The organism is Thalassovita gelatinovora (assembly GCF_001458355.1).
Classification (GTDB): domain Bacteria; phylum Pseudomonadota; class Alphaproteobacteria; order Rhodobacterales; family Rhodobacteraceae; genus Thalassobius; species Thalassobius gelatinovorus.
The window spans coordinates 38625-58501 of record NZ_CYSA01000016.1 but is presented as its reverse complement, the minus strand read 5'-3'; the positions used below and the strand labels follow the sequence as shown (position 1 = coordinate 58501).

General features: G+C 58.2%; 16 protein-coding genes and 1 tRNA gene. 16 read left to right on the top strand and 1 reads right to left on the bottom strand.

Going from position 1 to position 19877, the window contains the following annotated elements:
* The first annotated feature begins 46 nt into the window (after positions 1 to 46).
* The 16 genes from urtB to TG4357_RS08555 all read left to right on the top strand — a co-directional run bounded on the left by urtB (position 47) and on the right by TG4357_RS08555 (position 16789).
* The gene (urtB, locus tag TG4357_RS08630; protein ID WP_058262485.1) at positions 47 to 1996 is read left to right on the top strand and encodes an urea ABC transporter permease subunit UrtB; all 1950 of its coding nucleotides are present in this window, start codon (positions 47 to 49) and stop codon (positions 1994 to 1996) included.
* Between the two features lie 141 nt (positions 1997 to 2137).
* A complete protein-coding gene (gene urtC, locus TG4357_RS08625) occupies positions 2138 to 3370 on the top strand; it encodes an urea ABC transporter permease subunit UrtC (protein WP_058262484.1) in 1233 nt (410 codons plus the stop codon).
* Positions 3367 to 4107 carry an urea ABC transporter ATP-binding protein UrtD gene (gene urtD, locus TG4357_RS08620; protein ID WP_058262483.1) on the top strand — a complete coding sequence of 247 codons (741 nt, stop codon included), beginning with the start codon at positions 3367 to 3369 and terminating at the stop codon, positions 4105 to 4107. Before urtC ends, urtD begins: the two co-directional genes overlap by 4 nt.
* 3 nt (positions 4108 to 4110) lie before the next feature.
* Positions 4111 to 4806, top strand: a complete 696-nt coding sequence (urtE, locus tag TG4357_RS08615; RefSeq protein WP_058262482.1) for an urea ABC transporter ATP-binding subunit UrtE — start codon at positions 4111 to 4113, stop codon at positions 4804 to 4806.
* A gap of 92 nt (positions 4807 to 4898) precedes the next feature.
* A tRNA-Met gene (locus tag TG4357_RS08610) sits at positions 4899 to 4975 on the top strand.
* A gap of 514 nt (positions 4976 to 5489) precedes the next feature.
* Positions 5490 to 7118: a methyl-accepting chemotaxis protein gene (locus TG4357_RS19465; RefSeq protein WP_058262481.1), complete on the top strand. Its 1629-nt coding sequence runs from the start codon at positions 5490 to 5492 to the stop codon at positions 7116 to 7118.
* Positions 7119 to 7194: 76 nt separating this feature from the next.
* Positions 7195 to 7491, top strand: a complete 297-nt coding sequence (locus TG4357_RS08600; protein ID WP_139193658.1) for a hypothetical protein — start codon at positions 7195 to 7197, stop codon at positions 7489 to 7491.
* 26 nt (positions 7492 to 7517) lie between these two features.
* Entirely contained in the window at positions 7518 to 7883 is a 366-nt protein-coding gene (locus TG4357_RS08595; protein ID WP_058262479.1) for a response regulator, read from the top strand.
* Positions 7883 to 9868 carry a chemotaxis protein CheA gene (locus tag TG4357_RS08590; RefSeq protein ID WP_058262478.1) on the top strand — a complete coding sequence of 662 codons (1986 nt, stop codon included), beginning with the start codon at positions 7883 to 7885 and terminating at the stop codon, positions 9866 to 9868. The genes TG4357_RS08595 and TG4357_RS08590 overlap by 1 nt, the downstream gene beginning before the upstream one ends.
* A complete protein-coding gene (locus TG4357_RS08585) occupies positions 9865 to 10365 on the top strand; it encodes a chemotaxis protein CheW (protein ID WP_058262477.1) in 501 nt (166 codons plus the stop codon). The genes TG4357_RS08590 and TG4357_RS08585 overlap by 4 nt, the downstream gene beginning before the upstream one ends.
* Positions 10366 to 10472: 107 nt before the next feature.
* The gene (locus TG4357_RS08580) at positions 10473 to 10988 is read left to right on the top strand and encodes a chemotaxis protein CheW (protein WP_158509059.1); all 516 of its coding nucleotides are present in this window, start codon (positions 10473 to 10475) and stop codon (positions 10986 to 10988) included.
* Positions 10989 to 11009: 21 nt separating this feature from the next.
* Positions 11010 to 11846: a CheR family methyltransferase gene (locus TG4357_RS08575; protein WP_058262475.1), complete on the top strand. Its 837-nt coding sequence runs from the start codon at positions 11010 to 11012 to the stop codon at positions 11844 to 11846.
* An 11-nt stretch (positions 11847 to 11857) separates the two neighbouring features.
* On the top strand, positions 11858 to 12985 hold the full coding sequence (locus tag TG4357_RS08570; protein ID WP_425329309.1) for a protein-glutamate methylesterase/protein-glutamine glutaminase: 1128 nt from the start codon (positions 11858 to 11860) through the stop codon (positions 12983 to 12985).
* A 4-nt stretch (positions 12986 to 12989) separates the two neighbouring features.
* On the top strand, positions 12990 to 14693 hold the full coding sequence (locus tag TG4357_RS08565) for a hypothetical protein (RefSeq protein ID WP_058262473.1): 1704 nt from the start codon (positions 12990 to 12992) through the stop codon (positions 14691 to 14693).
* Between the two features lie 238 nt (positions 14694 to 14931).
* Positions 14932 to 15981, top strand: coding sequence for an ABC transporter permease (locus TG4357_RS08560; RefSeq protein WP_082644106.1), 1050 nt, complete (start codon positions 14932 to 14934; stop codon positions 15979 to 15981).
* A 4-nt stretch (positions 15982 to 15985) separates the two neighbouring features.
* A complete protein-coding gene (locus TG4357_RS08555; protein ID WP_058262471.1) occupies positions 15986 to 16789 on the top strand; it encodes an ATP-binding cassette domain-containing protein in 804 nt (267 codons plus the stop codon).
* On the opposite strand, the gene TG4357_RS08550 is transcribed toward TG4357_RS08555, so the two are convergent.
* Positions 16777 to 19746 (bottom strand): ATP-binding protein, encoded by a 2970-nt coding sequence (locus tag TG4357_RS08550; protein ID WP_058262470.1) that lies wholly within the window; start codon positions 19744 to 19746, stop codon positions 16777 to 16779. The two genes, TG4357_RS08555 and TG4357_RS08550, sit on opposite strands and share 13 nt — an antisense overlap.
* Between the last annotated feature and the right edge of the window lie 131 nt (positions 19747 to 19877).

Here is a 19877-nt window from a genome sequence, read left to right as displayed (position 1 = left end):
GGGTGCCCGCCCACCTCTTTCCCCAAAACACCCCAGGGTCCCAGAAATGCGGCAGCTACTCATCCTGTTCAGCGCAGTGATCTTGCTTGCACTTCCGGCGCAGGCCGGGCCGGTGCAGGATATCCTGCAAGACCATAGCGCACTCATCACCAAATCTTCGCGCAAGACGATCCAGCCTGCGATCGACGCACTGGCCAACAGCAACCTGCCACAGGCGCAGATCGTGTTGCAGACATGGCAGGGCAAGGACATGTGGCTGCGGATCGAAGACGGGCTGTTTTTTCGCGGCAACACTTTGCCATCGAAAGCCATTCAATTGATCGATTTCGACAGCGGCGAAGCCGCTGGTGAGGCAGACAAGAAAGCGCTGAAACAGCTTAAACCCAATTCCGGGGTGCGGGCGCTGATCGGCACGGCGCTGGTGCAGTTTCAACTGATTGATCCCGACCCCGCCCGCCGCGCCGAAGCGCTGGCCGCGATCGAACGGGCCCCCGATGCGTCGACGCTGCTGCCGCTGCGGGCCTCGATCGAGGGCGAAACCGATCTTGGCCTGAAAGCGCGCAAGATCCGCACCGAACGGTTGCAGACGATTTCATTTGACCCCGATGAGGCCGCCCGGATTGCGGCGCTGGACGCGATCAAGGGCGATCTGGGTGTCGATGTCCGCGCTGCGCTGAACCCGGTTCTGACCACCAAGCGCATGGTTTTTGCCGGCGATCCGCCGGCGGATATGAATATTGCACGCAGACTGAAACCCGGAGCGGACGAGCTGACCGACAAGCAAGCCTATGACCTGATCGTCGCCGCCAATCTGGGCGCGCCGAGATTGACGCCAGACGCGTTGCGCACGGCGATGGTGAATAATGCTGCGGATGGCATGGTTGGTGGTGTGCCGGTGGCCGAATTGAACACCCAAGCCGCGCGGGAACGCGCCTATGCCGGTCTGGTCACCGCCGGGGTGGTTGCCGCCGCTGTCACCGATGCAGAGGCCGCCAAGGCCGTCCGGGCACATCGTTTTGTCGATGTATATGACGAACCGTCACAGGCGGTGACCGATGCCGCCAGCGCCACGCTCGACGCGATTGAAACCAAGGTGGCGCTCAATCAGGCGCTTGATCTCGGGCTTGATGCGTTATCGCTCGGCTCGATCTATTTTCTTGCCGCGATCGGTCTGGCCATCACCTTTGGGGTGATGGGGGTGATCAACATGGCGCATGGCGAATTCATCATGATGGGCGCCTATACCGGCTATGTGGTGCAGCAGATCATCCCGAACTATACCGTTTCGATCATCGTCGCCATCCCGATGGCCTTTGTCGTCACTTTCGCGGCGGGGGTCGCGATGGAACGGCTGGTGATCCGCTGGCTCTATTCACGGCCTCTGGAAACCTTGCTGGCGACTTTCGGGATTTCCATCGCGCTTCAACAGATCGCCAAGAACATCTTCGGCACCCAGGCGCGGCCGCTGACGTCGCCGGGTTGGCTTGACGGGGCATGGGTTCTTAATGACGTGGTATCGATCAGCTATATCCGTATCGCGATTTTCGTGCTGGCGCTGATCTTCCTTGGGTTTTTCCTGTTCTTGATGAAGAAAACCCGGCTGGGTCTGGAAACCCGCGCGGTGACGCAGAACCCGCGCATGGCAGCGTCGATGGGGATCAATCCCGACCGGGTCAACATGCTGACCTTCGGGCTTGGGTCCGGTATTGCCGGGATCGCCGGTGTCGCCATCGGGCTTTACGCCAAGGTGACCAGCGAATTGGGTGCCGATTACATCGTGCAAAGCTTCATGACCGTGGTGGTGGGTGGCGTTGGCAATATCTGGGGGACGCTGCTGGGCGCGGGCATGATCGGGGGTTTGCAAAAGGGCATCGAATGGCTGAACCCGTCCAACACGCTGGCGGCGCAGACTTATATGATCATCTTCATCATCGTCTTCATTCAGTTCCGCCCGCGCGGGATCATCGCCCTCAAGGGCCGTGCCGCAGGAGATTAACAAGATGAAAACCGCTCTTTCATTGTTCCAAAAACACTCCGAGGCGTCGCTATTGGATCGCCATTGGTCCGAGCGACAATGGCGACGCGGGCCGCCGGCCCGCCGTCGCAACGAAACCCACATCCCGATGGAGGCAGGAAAATGAAAAACAGCTTCCTGATGCGCAACCCGTCCATCCTGATCTTCCTCGGCCTGCTGGCGCTGTTCACGCTTGCCGTCACGTTGATGTCGGAAGCCACCGGCGCGGGGCTGATTTCCACCAGTTTCGTCAAGACCCTGGGCAAGACGTTGTGCCTGTGCCTGATCGCCATCGCGATGGATCTGGTCTGGGGCTATACCGGTATTCTGTCCCTTGGGCATTTCGCTTTCTTCGGCTTGGGCGGATACATGATCGGCATGTGGCTGATGTATGAACGCACCCGTCAGATCGTCGAAACGTCGCTGGCCAATGCCGAAATACCGCCCACGGCGCAGGAAGTGGTCGATGCCATCGGAAGCCAGATTTTCGGCGTCGTCGGCAGCAGCGATTTCCCGGCGGTCTGGGCCTTTGCCGATAGTCTGACCATGCAGCTTGTTCTGGTGGTGGCAGTCCCGGGGGTGTTGGCGCTGGTCTTTGGTTGGCTGGCCTTCCGGTCCCGCGTGACCGGCGTCTATCTGTCGATCCTGACCCAGGCGATGACGCTGGCGCTGGCGCTTTACCTGTTTCAAAACGACAGCGGGTTGCGCGGCAATAACGGGTTGTCGGGATTGCAGAACCTGCCCGGGGCGGATGCGATCCCGCAAAGCGTGGTCTCGATCTGGTTCTTCTGGGCTTCGGCGTTGGCGCTGGGGCTGAGCTATATCCTTGCTGCCTTCATCGTGTCGGGCAAATTCGGCAGTGTGATCCGTGGCATTCGTGACGACGAGGCGCGGGTGCGCTTCCTGGGGTATTCGGTCGAAGGGTACAAGCTGTTCATATTCGTCATCACCGCGATGATTTCAGGCATTGCAGGGGCGCTGTATTATCCGCAGGCCGGTATCATCAACCCGGCGGAAATCGCGCCGATCGCGTCGATCTATCTGGCGGTCTGGGTCGCCATCGGCGGGCGCGGGCGGCTGTATGGCGCGGTGATCGGCGCGGCGGTGGTATCGCTGGTCTCGACCTGGTTCACCGGCGGGCAGGTGCCCGATCTGCCGCTGGGCGGCTATACGCTGAAATGGGTCGATTGGTGGCAGGTTCTTTTGGGGCTCAGTTTCGTTCTGGTCACGCTGTTCGCGCCCAAGGGCATCGGCGGGCTGATCGATCTGTTGGATGGGATCCGCAGCCCCAACCGGCACGGCGCAGCATTGGGGCCTGATTCCGGATCGTTGCAGGAACGGGAGGCACGGGAATGAGCACGCTGTTGGAAGTTTCGGGCGTTTCGGTCAGTTTCGACGGGTTCCGGGCGATCAACAACCTGTCGTTTCAGATCGGCCCGGCCGAAATGCGCGCCATCATCGGCCCGAACGGCGCTGGCAAGACCACTTTCATGGATATCGTTACCGGCAAGACCCGGCCCGATGAAGGCCGGGTGATCTGGGGTGAGAAATCCATATCCCTGCTGAAGATGTCCGAAGCCCGCATCGCCCGGGAAGGGGTGGGGCGCAAGTTTCAGCGCCCAACCGTGTTCGAAGATCAAAGCGTTCATGACAATCTGTTGATGGCGCTGAAGAATGACCGGGCACCGTGGTCGGTTCTGTTCTTCAAGCCAAAGTTCAAGGATCTGGCGCGGGTTGAGGAATTGGCCAGTGAGATTGGCTTGAGTTCCGAGTTGAGCCGGAAATCGGGAGAATTGAGTCACGGACAGAAGCAATGGCTGGAAATCGGCATGTTGCTGGCGCAGGAACCGCGGCTGCTGCTGGTCGATGAACCCGCCGCCGGGATGACATTGTCGGAACGTGAACACACCACCGATATTCTGGTCGAAGCGGCCAAGACCCGCGCCGTGGTGGTGGTGGAACATGACATGGAATTTGTCCGGCGGCTGAATTGCAAGGTGACGGTGCTGCATGAAGGGTCGGTTCTGGCCGAAGGATCGTTGGACCATGTCACCCAAAACCAAGACGTCATCGACGTATATCTGGGGCGCTGAAAGATGCTGAAGATCGACAACCTGACCCTGCATTACGGCAGTTCGCAAATCCTCAACGGGGTTTCTCTGGAGGCGCAAACCGGCAAGGTGACCTGTGTCATGGGCACCAATGGCGTCGGCAAGACGTCGTTGCTCAAGGCGATATCGGGCACCCATGTGCGATCTGGCGGCACGATGGAACTGGACGGTGAAGATCTGGGCCGATTGCCGGCGCATCTGCTGGCCAAGAAGGGTATTGGCTATGTGCCGCAGGGGCGGATGATTTTCCCGCTGCTGACGGTGCAGGAAAACATGGAAACCGCCTATGCCTGCCTGCCACGGTCGGAACATGTCATCCCCGATGAAATCTATGAGCTATTCCCGATCCTGAAAGAGTTCCTGCATCGCCGTGGCGGTGATTTGTCAGGGGGGCAGCAGCAGCAGCTTGCCATCGCTCGGGCGATGATCACCAAGCCGAAACTTCTGTTGCTGGATGAACCAACCGAGGGCATTCAGCCTAATATCATTCAACAAATCGGCCGGGTGATCGAGTATCTGCGCGATCAGGGCAATATGGCGATCGTGCTGGTCGAGCAGTATTTCGATTTCGCTTATGGGCTGGCGGATGATTTCGTGGTGATGCGGCGCGGGTCGGTTTTGAAAAGCGGTGCCAAATCGGAAGTGACCCGCGATGAACTGGTTGAAGCCGTTTCGGTCTGATCGGTTTAGCGCGCAGTGGTGAAAAAGAGTCGCCAAGGCGCATTTTCGCCCTTGACGGCACCGCCCGGCTTTCGTACTTCGCATCCCACTTTGGCGGTGTAGCTCAGTTGGTTAGAGCAGCGGAATCATAATCCGCGTGTCCGGGGTTCAAGTCCCTGCACCGCCACCATTTCCCCATAGCAGACAGAAAAAGATTTGACCCCGACCGGGTGCCGAGCGCCGTGCCAAATTCAGGCATTTCGGCGTCCTATGGAACCCTGCCGCAGGATTGCCCCCAGCACCAAAGTCGTGGTGCCCGCCGTCCGAAAAGGCGAGTCGGTGCAATTGGTTGCCTGCGCTTCGTCGGCTTGCCTAGGTTCAAATGAGTCGGATCACCCAACAATAAGGCGGGGTCTCCCCCGTCTTTCGTCTAGGATGGGCACTCAAGCGTGATACGACCTTAGTAACATTCGTCGATCCCTGTAAAATTCCCTGTTTCATGCCGTTTTCATAGTCAGAGCGCTTCGTGCGCGTTTCGTGATTGTAACGGTTTGGGTGTGTTTGGAATGTACGGGTCAGTTTCGGCATCGGGTTATTCGACTGCGCACCTGCGTCACGATTTCGTTTCCGGATGTGGTTTGACCGCCAGCGAGACGGCCATGCCCCTGTTCCCAACTCAAAGTCATGACCCAGAAGGATAAACCATGCGGTTCACACTCAAGGCCCGATTGGCCCTGACCTTTCTTTTCATATTGAGCATGTTCGCTGGCAGCATGTATTTCGCGGTCAGCGAAATGCGCAAAGCCAACGCGACCTTCGACCGGGTGGTGAATGTCGAGATGGCCAAGGTGAACACCATCGAGAAAATCGCGGCCACCGAAAGCGCGTTGCGAAGTGTTGTTTCCGAAATCCTGATCCCCTTGCCGACCGGGGAACCCGAACGCATTCCGGGCATGATGAAGGAAATCGACCGGCTGAACGGGGTCTATAACGGTTTGGTGAGTGATCTTCAGGCGTCTGTCGATGAGCAAACCCAGGAATCGCTGTCACAGCTACAGACGATGCATGACCTTGCCTATGAAACCAACCAGACATCGCTGGAATACAGTCAGAGCGGATCAAAGGGAAAGGCTCGGGCAGCGACGATCCTGTACCATAACGGATCCCGCGATGCGACGCGCGCGGCGCTGGATGTGTTGGGCGGCCTGACCGAAACGGTGAATGCAGGCATGCAGACCGAAGTAGACAGTGCCACGGCGGCGTTGTCAGAAACGGTGCGCAACATGTCCGTTCTGGTGGCCATTGCCTTTGCGGTTAGCGGATTGTCGGCACTGCTGATCCTGCGCAGTATCTCTTCGGGGTTCAAGCGGTCGATCGAATTGGCCCGCCGAGTGGCCGAAGGCGATCTGCGTGAAACCGCGAATGTCACGGGCAATAACGAAATCAGCGATTTGCTGAACGTGCAGAACGATATGGTTCTGCGTCTGCGCGATACCGTTGAAAACGTCGCTTCGGCCGTTCGCAATCTGGCGGCGGGGGCCAACCAGATGGCTTCGACTTCGGAATCGCTGTCCGAAGGGGCATCGGTACAGGCCGGGTCGACCGAAGAAGTTTCATCGGCGGTCGAAGAAATGTCGGCCAATATCAGCGCCAGTTCGGACAATGCCACGATGACCGAGGAAATCGCCACCAGAGCCGCGAGCGATGCGCAGATTTCCGGTGATGCGGTGTCCGAAGCGGTTGACGCCATGAAGACCATCGGTGAACGGATCATGGTTTTGCAGGAAATTGCCCGCCAGACCGATCTGTTGGCGCTGAACGCCGCCGTTGAGGCGGCGCGCGCCGGCGAACATGGTCGTGGGTTTGCCGTGGTGGCTTCGGAAGTGCGCAAACTGGCCGAAAACAGCCAACTCGCCGCAGCCGAGATTTCTGCGCTGTCCGCGAATACTGTCACATCGGCGACCCGAGCGGGTGAGATGTTGAAAAAGTTGGTGCCCAATATCGAAAAGACATCGTCTTTGGTCAGCGACATCACCGCATCGTCGCGCGAATTGGCGATCGGGTCGACCCAGATCAGTGAATCTGTTCAGCGGTTGGACAGCGTAACGCAGGAAAACACTTCGGCTTCGGAAGAAATGTCGAGCGCGGCAACCGAATTGTCGAGCCAGGCGGAACAGTTGGCCGAAGTGATTTCCTTCTTCCAGATCGACGAACGCACCGTGTCGCACGACGCGGTGGACGCAGGCGGCGAAGATGCGCAAGGCACCGACATTTATCTCGGAGACGAAGGCGAAAGCGGCAAGGACGCTGCCGATTTCAAAATCGCTTCGTAAACAATTGCCCGGCGAAGGCATCCTGTTCCCCCGCCGGGTTCCCTACTCACGCAATGAACATGACAAGGAACATTCAATGCCCGATACGGCCCTGCAGATCACCCTGGATAGCGCCAGCACGTTCGAAACGCTGGTGCCGTTCCGCGACGCGCTTGTCTGCCTACCCGAGGGAAAAACGGCAGAGCTTGAGCTGGATCTGACCGAAGATGCGCCGCCATCGGTAGTGTTCGCATTCGGTCAGTTGCTGGCCGCCGCTGGCAAGGAAAACCGCGTGAGCCGGGAAAATCTGGCCGATCTGGCCGAAGCAAATGTCCCGTTCAGCGCCATGTTGGCGCAGACGGGATTGGGGCCCGTTTTGACCGAAACAGTATAATAAACCATCGCAAAGGTTGCAGAGACATGAGCAAAGACATCCTGATTATCGACGATTCCCCTTCTGTCCGGCGCATGGTCGCAATGACGTTGCAGCAAGAAGGGTTCGAAGTGACGCAATGCGAAGACGGTGCGCAGGGGTTGGAAACAGCCAAGGCCAAACGCTTCGACATGGTCATCACCGACCAGAACATGCCCAACATGACCGGCATCGAATTCATTCAGGCCTATCGGAGCGACCCCAGCAGCAGCGGTGTTCCGATTATTTTCCTGTCGACCGAAAGCGAAGGTAACCTGAAGGATCAGGCGCGATCGGCGGGGGCGCTGGGCTGGATCATGAAACCGTTTGAACAGGCCAAGCTGCTGGCTGTTGTGAATAAGGTGGTCGGCTGATGATTGATGCAGAAACCCAAGAGATATTCCGTCAGGAAACCGAGGCGCTGATTGAAAGTCTTCAGGATGCGCTGCTGGAGCTGAACAAGACCCCCGACGATGCCGAACTGGTGACGCAGGTGTTTCGCGATCTGCACACGCTCAAAGGCACCGGCGCGATGTTCGGCTATGCCCGTCTGGCCGAATTCATTCACGATTTCGAAGCCGCGTTCGAAGCGGTGCGGTCCGGCAATGCCACCGTTACCCCCGAACTGGTCGAGGTGTCTTTGAAAGCCTATGACTTGATCGTGGCGCTGCTGGACGGTGAAGACCCCCCGGCAGACCGCGATGCCGAGCTGAAAGCGGCTTTGACGGCCGTCACCAAAGGCGAAGCCGCGGCGGTGACGCAATCGGATGCGCCAGCCGAAGCGGCGCATGTGGAAGGCGAAGTCGAGGGGTGGAAGCTGATTTTCAAACTGCCCCCGGATTTCATGGAAATCGGCGGCAACCCGATTGCGATGCTGGACGAGTTGATCGAAATCGGCGGGGAAGGCACCGTGGTCGAGGCATTGACCGACAAATTGCCCGCATTGGCCGATCTAAAGCCGTCGGAAATGCATACCGGATGGCAGGTGACGCTGCCGGCGGAGGCGTCTGAATCCGATATTCGCGACGTGTTCATGTTCCACGAGGATCAGATGGAACTGTCGCTGGAACCGATCCTTGCCGATCAGCCTGCTGGGGGGGAAATCACGCCCGCAACACCGACCGAAACCAAGACATCGACCGATCAGCAACAGGCGAGCCAAGCGGCCAAGAAGCCGGGCACCGCCAAGGTGCAGATGCGGGTTTCTGCCGAACGGTTGGACGATATCATGGACCGCGTCGGCGAATTGGTGATCGCCGAGGCGCGGTTGTCGGATCTGGCGGCGAAGCTGGAAAATCCCGATCTGATGGAAGTGGTGGAAAACATTCAGCGTCTGGCGCTTGGCTTGCGCGATACCACGATGGCGATCCGGTTGACCCCGATGTCGAGTATCACCGGACGGTTCCAGCGTCTGGCGCATGATCTGGCGGGCAAGACCGGCAAGGATTTCGATTTCGTCATCGAAGGCGAAACCACCGAATTGGACAAGACGGTGATCGAAAAACTGTCCGATCCTTTGGTTCACATTCTGCGCAACGCAGTGGATCACGGTCTGGAAAACAGCGAAACCCGGATTGCCGCGGGCAAGGCCGAACGCGGTACTGTCACGTTGAGCGCGCGCTATTCCGGTGCCGATGTCCTGATCAGCGTGAAGGATGACGGCAAGGGGCTGGACCCCGATTTCATTCGTCAGCGCGCCGTCGAGCGTGGCCTGATCGCGGAAAATACCATTCTGACCCGCAGCGAAACCTTTGCGCTGCTGATGGAGCCGGGGTTTTCTACCGCCGAGCAGATCACCGATCTGTCCGGGCGCGGGGTTGGCACCGACGTGGTCAAATCGACGGTGGAGGCGCTACGCGGATCGGTGGAAATCGAATCCGAACTGGGTGCCGGATCGACTTTTACCCTGCGGCTGCCGCTGACTTTGGCGATCATCGAAGGGCTGCTGATGCAGGTCGGGGATGAACGGTTCACCATTCCGCTGGCTGCGGTGGGGGGCATTCTGGAACAGCCCGACGATCTGCGCAAAGGGTCCGAGCCGACAACTGTGATCGAATTGCGCGAGAAATTGGTTTCGATCATGCGCCTGCGCGAAGTGTTTGGGTGTTCGGGGCCGGTGAACGAGCATCCCAAGGTGGTTCTGGTGGAAACCGGCGACACCCAGGTCGGACTGGCGGTTGATCGGATCATCGGGTCCTACCAGACCGTCATCAAGCAACTGTCGCCGATCCACAGCCGTCTGAACGTGTTTTCGGGTGCCACCATTCTGGGCGATGGCGATGTCGCGCTGATTATCGATGTGGCGCAACTGGTCCGGTCTCAGGGGCTGGGCAATCTGGACAAGGAGCAAGCAGCATGAGCCTGTCATTGGTATCCGCCACCGAAGATGAACTGAAGGATCTGGTGGCCTTCGAAATGGGCGGCGAATTGATGGCCGTACCGACCCGCATCCTGCGCGAAGTGCTGGAACCGCCCCGGATCACCCGGGTGCCGCTGGCCGGGGTTTATTCCGCCGGGTTGATGAACGTGCGCGGCGTGGTCGTACCGGTGACGGATTTGCGGCCCTTGTTCGATATGCAGGACAAACCGTTCGACATCGACACGCGGATCGTGGTTCTGGAATTGGCTTTGGCGTCGGGCCCGGTCACCATCGGATTGATTGCCGAAAAGGTGCATGCGGTGATGTCGATGGACCCTGCAACGGTGCAGCCGGTGCCGTCTGTCGGTACCCGTTGGCCGGCGCAGACCATCAAGGGCATCGGCCGCTGGCAGGACCGTTTCGTCAATCTGATCGATCTGGAACGCGTCGCACAGGAATACATCGGCGCGGCCCATGCCGATGATGCCGCAGCGTGAGGTTTCAGCCATGCGCGATCCGGCCTTTCGAACAATAGCAACCGCACGGCCCATTACCGAAGTGATGTGTGCCGCAGCTCTTCAAACCGTGAAACAGGATGCCGAACATGCTTGATCAGCAGCACATGACCGATGAAATCCAAAAGACCTTTCTGACCTGTCGCCTCGGCGAGGAATGCGTCGCCCTGCCGGTTTCGCGGGTGGTGGAAATCCTTGACCCAAAACCGGCCACCAGATTGCCGCAAGCGCCTGATTTTCTGCTGGGCTATATCGACCTGCGCGGCGAAAGTATTCTGGTCGTCGATCTGCGCCTGTTGCTGGCGCGACCCTACAAGGAAGATACCCCGGAAACCCGGATCGTGGTTCTGTCGGTTCGAAACGGCGGTTCCGAAATGCCCGTCGGCCTGCGCGCCGATCAGGTTTTCGAAGTGACCCGCCTGGACGATGACAAATTGCAGACCTTTGCCCAGGACGGGTTGCTGAACTGGGACACCCGCATGGTCGAAGGTGTCGGTCGCCGCAACGGCGATTTCGTGACCGTTCTCGATCTTGACCGGATGCTGAGTTCGAAGGTGATCGCGGAATTTCACCAGACCCCCGAAGAGGCTGAGGCGCAGCTATAATTAATTAGTAAAGGGATTGCCATGTCGTCACCCATCATTGCTGCTGACCGAGAACTGCGCGCGAAACTTTGCGCCATCGTGACCGAGAAAACGGGCATTCAGTTGCCCGAAAACAAATCGACCATGATCGAAGGCCGGTTGCGAAAACGCATTCGGGCGGTCGGTGTGCCGGACATCCGCACCTATCTGAAGATGGTGTTTGACGATGGCCATTTGCAAAGCGAGTTGCCGCATATCATTGATGTTCTGACCACCAACAAGACCGACTTTTTCCGCGAAAAAGCGCATTTCGGGTTTATGGAAAAACACATCCTTCCCAACCATCCGGCGACGCGCAGTTTCAAATTCTGGAGCGCGGCAAGTTCGAGCGGCGAAGAAGCCTATACTGCGGCAATGACTTTCGCCGAACATGCCAAGCGCAATCCGGGCTTCCAGTATTCGATCCTGGGCACCGATATTTCCAGCACCGTTGTGACCAAGGCGCGCCAAGCGGTTTATACCCGCGAGGAACTGGTCGATATTCCGCAATCGATGCAGGATCAATACATGGAAATGGGCCATTCCAGCAACGGTCGGGAACTGGCACGTATCGTGCAAAGCCTGCGCGACAAGGTGGTGTTTGCCCAGATGAACCTGACCGGCCCGAAATATCCCGTAGATCGAAACATGGACGTGATCTTCTTGCGCAATGTTTTGATCTATTTCGACGAAGCGATGCAGAAAAAGGTCGTGTCGAACATTGCCGACCATGTGCGCCCGGGGGGCTATCTGTTTGTGGGCCATTCCGAATCTGCGGTCGTGACCGACCCTAGGCTGACCCAATGCGCTGCCGCCGCGTTCCGTAAAGAGGTACAGTGATGAATGCACATGTGACCCCGCACGATCAGGTGCGCGTGATGATCGTCGAAGATTCTCTGACCGCCCGCACCATGTTGAAACACATGGTCGAAACCGCGCCCGATCTGCGGGTGGTCGATATGGCCCGTGATCCGTTTGATGCCGCCGAAAAGATGCGCAAGGCGCTGCCCGACGTGATCCTGTTGGATGTGGAAATGCCGCGTATGGACGGGCTGACCTTTCTGCGCCGGATCATGGCGCAGCATCCTATCCCGGTGGTGATCTGTTCCAATCATACCCAGCAGGGATCGGCGGCGTCGATGAAGGCGCTGGAAATGGGTGCGGTCGAAGTGCTGTCAAAAGCGGATGTCGGTGCGTTGTCCAAGGATGACGAAGGCACCCAGCGGGTTTGTCACGCGGTGCGTGCTGCGTCGCAGGCGCGGATCAGCCCGAAATCTAGGGCAAAGCCGAAACGCACCGTGCGCGATTTCAGCCCACAGAAGAAACAATCCCCCGATGTAATCATGCCGGCCCGCAATCCGAACGCACCGGCCGTGGTCAAAACGCCGCCGATCATCGGCATCGGTGCGTCGACCGGTGGCACCGAGGCTTTGGCCAAAGTGTTGAAGGAATTGCCGGTAGACTGCCCGCCAATCGCGATCGTCCAGCATATGCCGGAAAAATTCACCGAAGCTTTTGCGAACCGGCTCAACAAGCTGTGTGCCATCACCGTGCGCGAAGCGCGTGACGGTGACAAAATGGAACGTGGTCTGGCGCTGGTCGCGCCGGGCAGTCACCATATCACGATCGAACGCACCGGCCGGGCCTATACCTGCCGGGTCATCGAAGGGCCGCCGGTGTCACGGCACAAGCCATCGGTCGATGTCCTGTTCCGGTCGCTGTCTATTTCCGCCGGTGCGAATGCGCAGGGCGTGATCATGACCGGGATGGGCGATGACGGGGCGCAATGTCTGCTGGAAATGCGCCAAGCCGGGGCATCGACCTTGGCGCAGAACGAAGAAAGTTGCGTCGTCTATGGCATGCCCCGCGAAGCCGTGGAACGCGGGGCGGCACAAAGCGCCGTGCATTTGTCCAAGATCGCGTCGCAGATCATGAGTTTTGATGCTGAGCACTTGGCCAGAGTTGCTCTGAAAGGGTAGTGTGATGAAAGAATTTCGTATGGTACCAGTGGATGCGCACGGTCTGAATGATGGCCCGTTTTTGCGCATAGAAAGTGTTCTGAGCGACATTCTGGATAAGTTGTTTTTTGCCTTCGACACCACCAAGAAGCTGCGCGAAGGCGTGGCCGATCTGGATCGGTTGTTGGAACCGGCCAATTTAACCTTGATCCACCAACGTATGCAGGGTGTTGCCGAGTTGATGGACGAAATCGACCGCAACAGCGGCGATGCCAAGGCGTTCGTGCAGGACCTGCGCGACAACAGCCGCAAGATGTCGATGACATTGCGAGAATTGTCCAAGATCATCCAGTCGTCGAATATCGTGTCACTGAACGCGCGGATCATTGCGCAGGGCCACCGGCATCGGCCCTTGGGCAGTCAGTTGGTGCGGCTGGCCGAAAGCCTGTCGGATATTTCCAGTGACGCCTCGGGTCTGGTGAATGAAATGTTCGATGTGATCGACAGCATCGTTGCCGCGACTGAAGATATGGGCGGCAATGTCGAACAACGCGCAAAGGCCCTGTTTTCGACTTTGAAACCTCGGGCGCGGGCGCTGGAAACGGCATTGGGTGCGCTGGAACAGGGCATGACCGCAGCCCAGTCTGCGTCTGCGTGGCTGTCCGAATTCGTCGCCGTCGCCGAACGCGATGTGTCCGAGGTCATTTCGGCGCTTCAGGTCGGTGACCGCAGCCGACAACGGGCTGAACATGTGCGGGTCATCACCGGGCGCGCATCGCTTTATCCGGCTCAATCGACCGAAGGTCACAGCCTGATCCTTCTGGCCAAGGCGCAGATGCAGCAGACCGTGACCGAGGCAGTCACCGACACCCGCAAGGCCAGCAGTCAGTTTGCCGATCTGGCGGGGCGGCAGAACGAATTTCTGGCCCGCTGCCGGGAAATCGCATTTTCTTTCGAAGACAGTGCGCGGATGCTTAATCCGGCCGAACATGACAGTGGCAACCGCAAGTTTGATTTTGCGGCCAGCGCCAAGGCGCAGGAAAAAGCCCAGCACCGGCTGCAAGAGGCCGACGAATCGTTGGGTGCGCGGTCAAAGACGCTGTCGGACTGCGCCTTTCAGATGCAGTTGGCGGCGTTGAATACGATCATCACCTGTGCCCGTGGCTTCAAGGAAGCGATGGATATGATCATGATTTCCCAACAGATCAACGAAGTGATTTCCGAAGCGCCGGTGACATTCGAGCTGTTTGCCGAAACGATGGATATGACCAAGCAGCGGGTGACCGAATGGGCATCGCGCGAAGTCAGCGCGGTGGATGCTGAAATCGAAGGGATTGGTGAAAACGACCCGACCTTGGACGAGGCGCAAAAAGTTCTGGCGAAACTGTTGCCCAGCCTGACCAATGATGCGCCGCAGATCGCGCAGGCAATTTCGTCGAGCGCGGATACCTTTTTGTCGTTCTTCCGTGAACTGGAGCAGCTTGCACAGCAAGATCCGGTCGAGGTGGCACCGCTGCCATTGGCGGATGCGATCACATCGGAAACCTTTGCGCTGCATCTGGATGAAATCCGCGCCAGCTACACGATGCAGGAAGAACGGAATATCCACGATATCATGTTCGCCGAACTGAACGGCAAACAGGGCAGCGAACAGGTCATTGTGGACCCCGAACCGCAAGCCGCATCGGCCGCGACCGAGGATGACGACCTGTCGGATATCTTTTTCTGATCCCTCCACCATTTTGCGGTCGACCGCCCAAGCGCCGCATGGTCTTGGGCGGTTTTCGTTTGTCACCACAAAATATTGTGTGGTCAGTCTCGGTGAGATTGTAAAAAAATCCGATTGACTCCGATAGAAAATGCAAAAAATCGTTTTTTATTTGAGGGATAACGCATTTCGCTTATGTTTAAAGAGACTTTAAGGATTCGCGGCTGGGTTGATTGTAGGGCCGCAGGCTGGAGGCAGCATGTCAGAGCCGCGCACCAAGATGCCTACGACAATGGGATCGGAAACCGCACCTGCGGTTTCTAACGCAACACCCAAACCGACTGTTTTGCACACCACAGGATATTCCAGTTTCAAACCCGGTCCGTTTTCGATGGCGTGGCCTGGCTTCTGGGGCGCAGTGGTGTGTTTTGCGGTGTTTTCGATCCTGATCGAGGGGTTCTTTTCGGCTGATGTGCTTTCGAATGTTTTACTTGTTTCGGCGCGGCTTGGGGTTGTTGCGACGGGTGTCGGGCTGTTGCTGATCCAGCGGGAATTCGATCTGTCCGTTGGTGCGGTGTTCACCTTGGCCGGGGGGATGACAATCGTCGGCATCAATATCGGCCTGATCCCCGGTTTTACCATCGCGGCGGTTTTGACCGGGGCCGGAATCATTGGCGCGCTGAACGGATATCTGGTTGCCCGGTTGAAGCTGCATTCGTTACTTGTGACCTTCGTTACGATGCTGGCCTGTCATGCCGCTGTTGTTGGGTTGGGTCAGTACCATCAAATGCAACTGAGCGGGTATTCCCGGTCTTTTGGTTTGTTCGATTTCTGGGTGTTGGGGGGCATTCCGGTCAGTGTGATCTGGATGGTTTTGCTGGTCCTGCTGGCTGCGCTGGGGTTGGGGTGGACCCGGTTGGGGAATTGGATCTATGCCACCGGCGCCGATCCGCAAGCGGCGCGTGAAATGGGGGTGCCAGTAACTTCGGTACGGCTGCAAAGCTTTGCCATTGCATCGGCGCTGGCCGCGCTGGCCGGCGTGATGAGCAGCGTGCAAACCGGCCACATGGTCCCCAAGATGGGCGATATCCTGGTTTTCGAAGCTTTGTTGGCGGCGCTTGTCGGCGGCGTGCCGCTGCGTGGCGGGCGCGGCACTGTTTCGGGCATAATATGCGGCGTGCTGATCTTGAAGATGAGCCAGCAAGCGCTGCTGACGGCGGGGGGGGATCCGGTTTGGTACCGCGCCGGGGTGATGGTGGCACTGGCGGTGATCATGTTGCGTTTTCTGATGCGATCGCAGGAGGCCTGAGCGGATGTCGGATGTGTTCACCGCGCCTCGTTTGTCGCTGCAAGACCTTTCCGTCGCTGCGGGGCCGCAAACCGGATTGGAGAAGATCAGTTTCGATCTTCACCCGGGGGAAATTCTGGCGGTGCTGGGGGAAAACGGGGCGGGCAAGGCGGCTTTGGTGCGGGTCCTTGCCGGGTTGCGGCACCCTGATGGCGGCAAAATCGTGTGGTACGGCAAGCCGGTCGCGCTGGGGCCTCCTCTGGCGGCGATTTCCTTGGGGATTTCCACTGTTTGGCAGGCACACGCCCTGTATCCCGGGCTGCCGGTCTGGCGCAGCCTGTTTCTTCTTCACGAGGACAGGATCGGGCGTAGGATCGGTCCGGTTCTGGTTTTGAAGAAGCGTCAGGCCCGCGAACAGTCACGCACCATTCTTGCGGCGGCGGGGATCGACGGTGGGGATGTGGATCAACCCGTTTCGGCGCTGTCTTGGGCGCAGCAGCGGGCGCTGGCCATTGCCCGGGCCGTTTATTTCAAATCCAGTCTTCTGGTGCTGGAAAATGTGACGTCAGCAGTGCCGGAACCCGAGGCCGATCGCCTGCTAAAGCAGATCGACGCAGCCCGGAAAACCGGCATGAGCGTGATCTTTTGCACCGGTCATGCCGAACAGGCCGCGCAGGTTTGCGACCAGTTCGTGCTGTTGCATAAGGGTCGGATTCAGGCCACTGGCGACAAGCCGGAACCAGCCGATTTCAAGCCGTGCAGGGCCGCGTCACCAAGCCCCGCCGATGCCGAAATCCGGCGCAAAACCGCAGCGTCTCAGGCATCGTGATGGGCTTTGCCGTTTGAGGCGTAAGAGGCCATCAGGGCCTTGAGTTTGGCCGGGGTCAGCGGTTTCGGGATGTATTCGTTGATTTCACAGGTCTGACACAACTGTTCGATTTCCATCGTCAGATCGGCGGAAACCGCGACAATGGGGGTTTTGGGCAGTCTGCGCTTCATTTCCTCGTCGCGGATACAGGCGGCCATCTGGAACCCGTCCATGATCGGCATGTGGCAATCCGACAGAAGCAGCGCATATTTTCCGCTGCGCCACAATTCCAGACCTTCCTTGCCATTGGCGACGGCATCGGCGGCGATCCCCAGTTCCTGCAACATCCGCATGGTGATGTCGCGGGTCATCTTGTCGTCTTCGATCAGCAAGACCTTGCTTTGCGGGATCACGACCGTTGCCGGTTTCCGAACCGGTTTAGATTTCAGATCGGTCAGTTTGCGGACCAGCAACGAGGGAAGCAGCGCCGTCACGGCCATGCGGCTATCGCTGCTGATCTGATCGTTGTCTTCCACCGTGTTGACGATTTCCAACAGTGCAACATCGCCGACATTTTGTGACAGCTCTTTCAGTTCAGCCACGGTTTCAGCGTAGACGATGACATAGTCAGGCTTGATATCGCGATTGGTGTCCTGTGGCAGACCGTTTTCCAAAAGAAGGGCGCCGGCGCTTTCGACATAGCTGCGCACGATGTCGCGAATGTCCGAATTCCGACCCTTGAACAAAATGGCATTGCCGGCCAGCGGTTTCGGAGCATCCATTGGCAGGGCCGCAGGTTCGGGCGGGGCAAATCGCAGCGGGATCTTGACCTCGAAGGTTGATCCGGACCCGGCGTTGCTGCTGACGCTGATGGTTCCGTCCATCAGTTGAACCAGCCGGTCGGTCAACGCCAATCCCAGCCCGGTGCCGCCATAATGGCGGCGGATCGATCCGTCCGCCTGCGTAAACGGCTGAAAAATCTGGTCGATCGTTTCCTGCGTCATGCCAATGCCGTTATCGCGGACCTGCAAAATCACTTGCTGGGTGTCACCGTGGCGAATGCCGGGCAGGATTGACACTTTCACTTCGCCATTGCGCGGCATCTGAGCGCTGAATTTGATCGCGTTGCCGATCAGGTTTACAAGGATTTGCCGCAGCCGCAGCCCGTCCGCCTGCACAACCGGCAGGTCGGGGGTGCAATAGGGGATCAGCCTGACATCGTTATTCCAAGCCTGCCACCGCAACGTGTCGGTGACATTTTCCAGAACGTTTTCCAGCACGACATCCTGATTGCTCAGATCGAGATTGCCCGATTCCATTCGGGAAAAATCGAGAATGTCATCAATCGTGCCGAGAAGAAGCTGCGCCGAGCGCTGTGAGGCGTCGAGCAAATTGCGATCCTCGGCATTTGTCGCCCGGCCGACGATCAGTTCGATGGCCGAAATCACACTGATCAGCGGCGAACGCAATTCATGGCTGATGGTCGACAGGAAAGACGCCTTGGTGCGGTTGGCGGCTTCCGCTTTGTTCAGTGCTTCGCGCAGCGTGGCTTCGCGTTTGGCGATGTCGCGGTAGTCGTGGATCACGACCAGATAGGTATCGCCCTGATTTACGCTGGTCAGCCGTTCGACGCGAAGGCCGATGGGAATATTGTTATCGCCCCGGCCAATTCCGCGTGCGCGCAGGATCCTGTCGGTTTCGCCGTATCCCAACGTTTTCAACCCCTGCGGGGACAGGTCGCAATCCTGATCGGAGTAAAGGGCGGCAAATGTAGTGATGGGTTCACCGATGGCCGCTTCGCGGGCCAGTCCGAAGACATTGCGGAAGGCGGGATTAACCTCGGTGATGATGCCTTGGGCATTCAGCAGTAGATTGACGTCCTTGGTGGCCGACAAAACGGATTCCACCATGCGGCGTTGTTTGTCCGCGTGCCGCGTGGTGAGCAACATTGCCAAGAATACCAGCGTCGACACCAGCAACCCCAAGGCGAAGGCGATAAAGGTCAGTTTTTTGAAAAACGCGACCATCTGGTAGGCGTTTTTTTTGTCGATTTCGGTCACGATGCCCATCCCCAAAGCATCGTTGAAGGACCAGGCCCCGACGTTTTCAACGCCGGCATAGTTTTCATAGCCTTCTGTCGAAAGACCATCGACACCACGCAACGCTTCGCGGACAGGCATGATGAAATCGGTTGGATCGGTCGCGTTGGGGGCGGTCAGCGGGCGCGCGTCGCCTTGGTTCCAAATGTTGTGGTCATTCGGATTTTCGGTTTCGGCGACCATGCTCAGCAGATTGCCGTCGGAATCGAAGGCGTATGACCGCAATTGCGCGCCGGGCAGTTTCCCGTCGATCAGAGGGAACAATTCGGCTCTGGGTGACAGACGCAAGGCAAACAAGGCGATTACCTGACCGTCTTGTTGCCTGATCGGAGCCAGCGCGAAAAGCGTGGCGTTTCCCCGGGGCGTTGTTTCATCCGAAAGAGGTACTTCCGATTCCTGCAATCGGGTCATGACCGTCTGTCCCGCAAGCGCGGAAAAGTACAGATCCGATTGCTTTAACAACAGATTTGATGTGCCGGTATTGGAGACCCTGGACGATGCGAGGCTGGTTCCGTCCGGTGCGATCAGGAAATAGCCTTCGATATGATCGTTGGACAGGTAGTGCCCGAAAAAATCACGTAACCGTTGCTGATCCGGATGATCGATCAGCGCAGCGCGATCATTGCGGATTTCCAAAAGGTCATGCGCTGCAGATTGGACAATATCCAGTTTCGCCATTGCCACGGCTTCGCGTTTGTGCGCTTCGACCCAGAAATCCAACGCGAATTCGGTGCTGTGCAAACCATCCAGCAATCGTTCAGAAAGCGTGTTGCGGTAATTCTTGTCGAGAATTCCATCAATGATCAGGTAGCCCGTGATCAACGTGCCAGCCGCCAGCAGATAGACCATCACGATAAGGGATTTGATGTTCCGTTCCACCGATCACCCCTCTGATAGCAAAAGCGGTTTGGTCACGATTGCGCAGGGCGACAGGCGGCCCGTAACCGACCGATACGACCGCAGGAAACCAGTGCAAATATTGCGGGTCTTCAATTCTGTGGTCCTCCTAG

Coding starts and splice junctions, on each gene's coding strand:
- urtB (WP_058262485.1), top strand. CDS start 47: ATGCGGCAGCTACTCATCCTGTTCAGCGCAGTGATCTTGCTTGCACTT.
- urtC (WP_058262484.1), top strand. CDS start 2,138: ATGAAAAACAGCTTCCTGATGCGCAACCCGTCCATCCTGATCTTCCTC.
- urtD (WP_058262483.1), top strand. CDS start 3,367: ATGAGCACGCTGTTGGAAGTTTCGGGCGTTTCGGTCAGTTTCGACGGG.
- urtE (WP_058262482.1), top strand. CDS start 4,111: ATGCTGAAGATCGACAACCTGACCCTGCATTACGGCAGTTCGCAAATC.
- TG4357_RS19465 (WP_058262481.1), top strand. CDS start 5,490: ATGCGGTTCACACTCAAGGCCCGATTGGCCCTGACCTTTCTTTTCATA.
- TG4357_RS08600 (WP_139193658.1), top strand. CDS start 7,195: ATGCCCGATACGGCCCTGCAGATCACCCTGGATAGCGCCAGCACGTTC.
- TG4357_RS08595 (WP_058262479.1), top strand. CDS start 7,518: ATGAGCAAAGACATCCTGATTATCGACGATTCCCCTTCTGTCCGGCGC.
- TG4357_RS08590 (WP_058262478.1), top strand. CDS start 7,883: ATGATTGATGCAGAAACCCAAGAGATATTCCGTCAGGAAACCGAGGCG.
- TG4357_RS08585 (WP_058262477.1), top strand. CDS start 9,865: ATGAGCCTGTCATTGGTATCCGCCACCGAAGATGAACTGAAGGATCTG.
- TG4357_RS08580 (WP_158509059.1), top strand. CDS start 10,473: ATGCTTGATCAGCAGCACATGACCGATGAAATCCAAAAGACCTTTCTG.
- TG4357_RS08575 (WP_058262475.1), top strand. CDS start 11,010: ATGTCGTCACCCATCATTGCTGCTGACCGAGAACTGCGCGCGAAACTT.
- TG4357_RS08565 (WP_058262473.1), top strand. CDS start 12,990: ATGAAAGAATTTCGTATGGTACCAGTGGATGCGCACGGTCTGAATGAT.
- TG4357_RS08560 (WP_082644106.1), top strand. CDS start 14,932: ATGTCAGAGCCGCGCACCAAGATGCCTACGACAATGGGATCGGAAACC.
- TG4357_RS08555 (WP_058262471.1), top strand. CDS start 15,986: ATGTCGGATGTGTTCACCGCGCCTCGTTTGTCGCTGCAAGACCTTTCC.